Origin of the sequence: Empedobacter sp. UBA7252 (assembly GCF_002472765.1) — a bacterium.
GTDB lineage: Bacteria > Bacteroidota > Bacteroidia > Flavobacteriales > Weeksellaceae > Empedobacter > Empedobacter falsenii_B.
The window spans coordinates 1-3,341 of the sequence record NZ_DKSQ01000013.1 but is presented as its reverse complement, the minus strand read 5'-3'; the positions used below and the strand labels follow the sequence as shown (position 1 = coordinate 3,341).

At 32.8% G+C, this 3,341-nt stretch carries 6 protein-coding genes; all 6 read right to left on the bottom strand.

Annotated features, from left to right (window positions below; all coding sequences use genetic code 11):
* On the bottom strand, nt 1-422 hold a 422-nt coding region (locus B2X73_RS03115), incomplete at its 3' end, for a replication protein (protein WP_291095680.1).
* Nucleotides 423-478: 56 nt separating this feature from the next.
* Nucleotides 479-634, bottom strand: coding sequence for a ribbon-helix-helix protein, CopG family (locus tag B2X73_RS03110; RefSeq protein WP_021213379.1), 156 nt, complete (start codon nt 632-634; stop codon nt 479-481).
* Between the two features lie 263 nt (nt 635-897).
* The gene (locus tag B2X73_RS03105) at nt 898-1,065 is read right to left on the bottom strand and encodes a hypothetical protein (protein WP_021722475.1); all 168 of its coding nucleotides are present in this window, start codon (nt 1,063-1,065) and stop codon (nt 898-900) included.
* Nucleotides 1,066-1,077: 12 nt separating this feature from the next.
* On the bottom strand, nt 1,078-1,269 hold the full coding sequence (locus B2X73_RS03100; protein ID WP_021722476.1) for a ComC/BlpC family leader-containing pheromone/bacteriocin: 192 nt from the start codon (nt 1,267-1,269) through the stop codon (nt 1,078-1,080).
* 1,746 nt (nt 1,270-3,015) lie between these two features.
* Nucleotides 3,016-3,216: a hypothetical protein gene (locus B2X73_RS03095; RefSeq protein ID WP_291095670.1), complete on the bottom strand. Its 201-nt coding sequence runs from the start codon at nt 3,214-3,216 to the stop codon at nt 3,016-3,018.
* The gene (locus B2X73_RS15305) at nt 3,170-3,337 is read right to left on the bottom strand and encodes a hypothetical protein (RefSeq protein ID WP_414647156.1); all 168 of its coding nucleotides are present in this window, start codon (nt 3,335-3,337) and stop codon (nt 3,170-3,172) included. The genes B2X73_RS03095 and B2X73_RS15305 overlap by 47 nt, the downstream gene beginning before the upstream one ends.
* Between the last annotated feature and the right edge of the window lie 4 nt (nt 3,338-3,341).

Here is a 3,341-nt window from a genome sequence, read left to right as displayed (position 1 = left end):
GCAAGTATTTTTATTTTATCTCCACCAGTTGCTGTCAGATATTTTCTAATATCAGCACCACCGTGAGCAATTATTTCACTTGGTTTATACTGATATTTTTCTGGATTGTCCATATGAGCAAAGTATCTTATTTGACCTTTAGAATTTTTCATAATTTGAGGAGCAGGACAGTTCAACTTATTGGTAATTTCTAATATTTGCCCATAGCTTTTTTTTCCAGAAAAAAACAAACCAATATGCCAATGCGCTTTTTTTATTTCTCCATCAGGATTAACATCTTTATCATGAAGTGGGCTTTCAACCCAAGGAATATGATAATCGTCTAGAATATCACGCCAATTTTCAGGTGCACTTTCAGGATAAACAACTAAAGACCAATTTCTAGCTCTGTTGTCTACCTTCTTTGCTTTTTCATCATCCATATAGTATAATTACCTTAACTAAAAAAACTTAGAGAGCCATTACCAGTGGCTCTTTTTTATTTTTCTTCGAGCCCTTTCCGTTCATAATCTTCTCTGATTAAAACAGCAAACAGCCCTGATTTACTTAACCCATAAAATTCGGTCAATTCATCAAACTTAGACGCAATTTCCTCCGTCATACTTATTTGCACTCTTTTTTTATCTGTTGCCATTTATTTTCTCCATATTTTTATGTGTATTAGTGTATCACTTTTTTGTATTAGTGTCAACTTTATACACATACAGTCGTTTTTGACCAATTTCTTTTTTTTTTTTGGTCAAGAAAAAAATCCTTTAATACCAAGGGGTTAGGAGGTGTGATTTTGCTTTTGACCAATGACCTACTAGGGGGGGTCGTAGTACCCCCCTCATTTTCCTAAATTCCAAAAATTCTTCGAATTTTTTCCAGCGCTACCGCTCGGCAAAAAAAACTCCTCTAGTGAGGAGTTTTTTCTTTAAATTTTTTCAACTTTTGTTTTTTCTCTTTAGCTATTTCTGCTTTAGCAAAATCTTGTTCGTCCAATGTTTGTTTAACTTCCTTAAGAATTGGTTTTTTAAATGTTAAACGATCATTGTAATCTTTAAAATTAAATCCAAATCCCATAAAAACCTCTTTCTAGTGAGTAGCATTATAAAAACTACTATAAGCATCTGAGAAATTAGATTGCTTCAAACTCCACCACCAAGGAGTAGATTGGCCTCTCCACCCTGGCATATCTGGTATCGGAAGATATCCACCTTCTATTTTTTGCAATTCTTCATCAGATAATGTTTCAAATTGTGTTAAATTAAGTTCTTTATTTCTCATTTTAAAATCATCTTTTTCTAATTTTATATACAATTCTATATTATTCTTTTTTTATTTTATTTTCAACTCTCCAATATCCCTGTTTGCTCTTGTCGCTCCGCTTGTACACCTTGATAAAAAAGAGTGACATCATTGCCGAAAGAACTAGCGCAGGCAGAGCCTTTGCGGATACTTTGATTCGCTGAAACTTATAAATGCATGCCAAAACCTAAATCAATTTCTGGCTGAATAAGCCTTTTTTTGGTTCTGTTTAACCGATTATGCCGATAACCAAACGAAATAAACGCTAAAAATCACACAAGCCATTTTAAGCCCATTTTTAAGCACTTTTGTTTTTTCGAGGTAAACTTATACCTCCAGACTACAAAAAACGCTTAAAACGAAAAATATGAGCTTCTAGGGGTATTCAAAAAGCAAAGCACCTGATGATTTTTTAAAATAATCCAATCGCCCATAACAAATTTCCAAAAACCAAAAAATATTCAAAGCGAAAATGCAAAATACACAAAAAAATCAGAGTCGAATTTTTTCGACAATGCGCACTTACACACCACTCCAAAATTGGGTGGTTTCTGTGCTTAAAAAAATGTATCAGAAGTCGGCTAGCCGACAACATCTTCACTGCAAAGCCACGCTACGCTCAAGGGCTTCTACGCTACGATAACGCCTGTTTTAACGATTATGCCGATAACTGAACGAAATAAACGCTAAAAGCTCCTAGAAACGATTTTAAGCACATTACAGACGTTTTGAATAATTTCTAAGTAAAAATCCCCGCCTAGTTAGTCAAAATTGCTTAAAACGCAAAATATGACGTTCTAGAACTATTCAAAACAAAAAGAGGACTAAACTTTTTTGTTTAGTCCTCTTTTTGTTTTCCTCATCGGTCTGCTCGATGACAGGAGCAGTCAGATTTAAAATCTGAAATATATTCAAATTATTTTCCTAAGGGCGCACTTATATACCATGAAAATCATGGTATAAATTGCCAATATTTTAGATTAAACGTGTTGGAAAAACTCGCTTTGCTCATGTAAATAAAAACGTTATAAAGTATTATAGCGAGCTTAGTAAGTGTATATACACTTACGGTAAAAAGTAATCATCTTCCACTCGATCACACCTAAAATTTACATTTTAGTTTGTTCCTCGTTTCAGACGATTCTTTTTATTTTTGGGGCGTTGCCCCAATCCCCAAGCAAGCAAAAAAAGACAGTTTCCTGTCTCTTTTGTTCTTGTTTTTTTCGCAATTGGCACAAGCTCAAAAAAGCTCCGCCGGCAATTTCATTGAGAGCATTTCATGCAGAGGCTCTGCCGTGCCTTTCGGCAAGAATAAGCATAACACATTAAAAATATATCTCTTTGCAATAGTTTATAATCTTTGATATAATTTTATCATTAATTTAAGGAGGTATCACAAATGTCTCATTTTCTTAGATTCCTTTGGGGAATGGAAAACATGGATTACTACAAAAAAAACGGTGCTGTTATTGGAGTACGTGGCCGTGCTTAAGAATATAAAAAACACAGTTGATATCTGTGTTTTTTATATTCTGTGTGGAACATTATAATTTATTTGCTGAAATTGATTAGTAAGTACTAGATATAAAAACATTACAGCAACAAATAAACAAATGACTATCATAATGTAAGTACCTAACCTTTTCTGCTTACCTTTTACTACTTGATAAATCAAAAAAAACGCTATTAAAAAAAATATTACAGAAAATATAATTGAGACTATTATCATTGAATTTTTCCTTTCATTTCACTTTCCGAATAAGGTTTAAAATCATCACTAATATCAAAAAGGAACATATCTAAAAGCAGTTCATTTTCTTTTTTTAATTTAATATTTTCTTTAAGTAAATAATAAATAAATTCCAAAGTCATGCCTTCTCTACTCATTGTGATCCCCTCCATGTCTTTTCGACCTAATATAGGCATTTAAAAATACAGTTGATTGAGTAGCAATCACATCATACCAATCATCAAATCTTTCGTTTCTTGCATATCTTGCTAACTCATGAAATTCAGTACAACCTGTTTCATCAATCCAATCTTGCATTTCG

What these genes read in the sequence shown, in the direction of transcription:
- B2X73_RS03095 (WP_291095670.1), bottom strand. Translation starts at nt 3,216, where the DNA reads ATGCCTATATTAGGTCGAAAAGACATGGAGGGGATCACAATGAGTAGA.
- B2X73_RS03110 (WP_021213379.1), bottom strand. Translation starts at nt 634, where the DNA reads ATGGCAACAGATAAAAAAAGAGTGCAAATAAGTATGACGGAGGAAATT.
- B2X73_RS03100 (WP_021722476.1), bottom strand. Translation starts at nt 1,269, where the DNA reads ATGAGAAATAAAGAACTTAATTTAACACAATTTGAAACATTATCTGAT.
- B2X73_RS03105 (WP_021722475.1), bottom strand. Translation starts at nt 1,065, where the DNA reads ATGGGATTTGGATTTAATTTTAAAGATTACAATGATCGTTTAACATTT.
- B2X73_RS15305 (WP_414647156.1), bottom strand. Translation starts at nt 3,337, where the DNA reads ATGCAAGATTGGATTGATGAAACAGGTTGTACTGAATTTCATGAGTTA.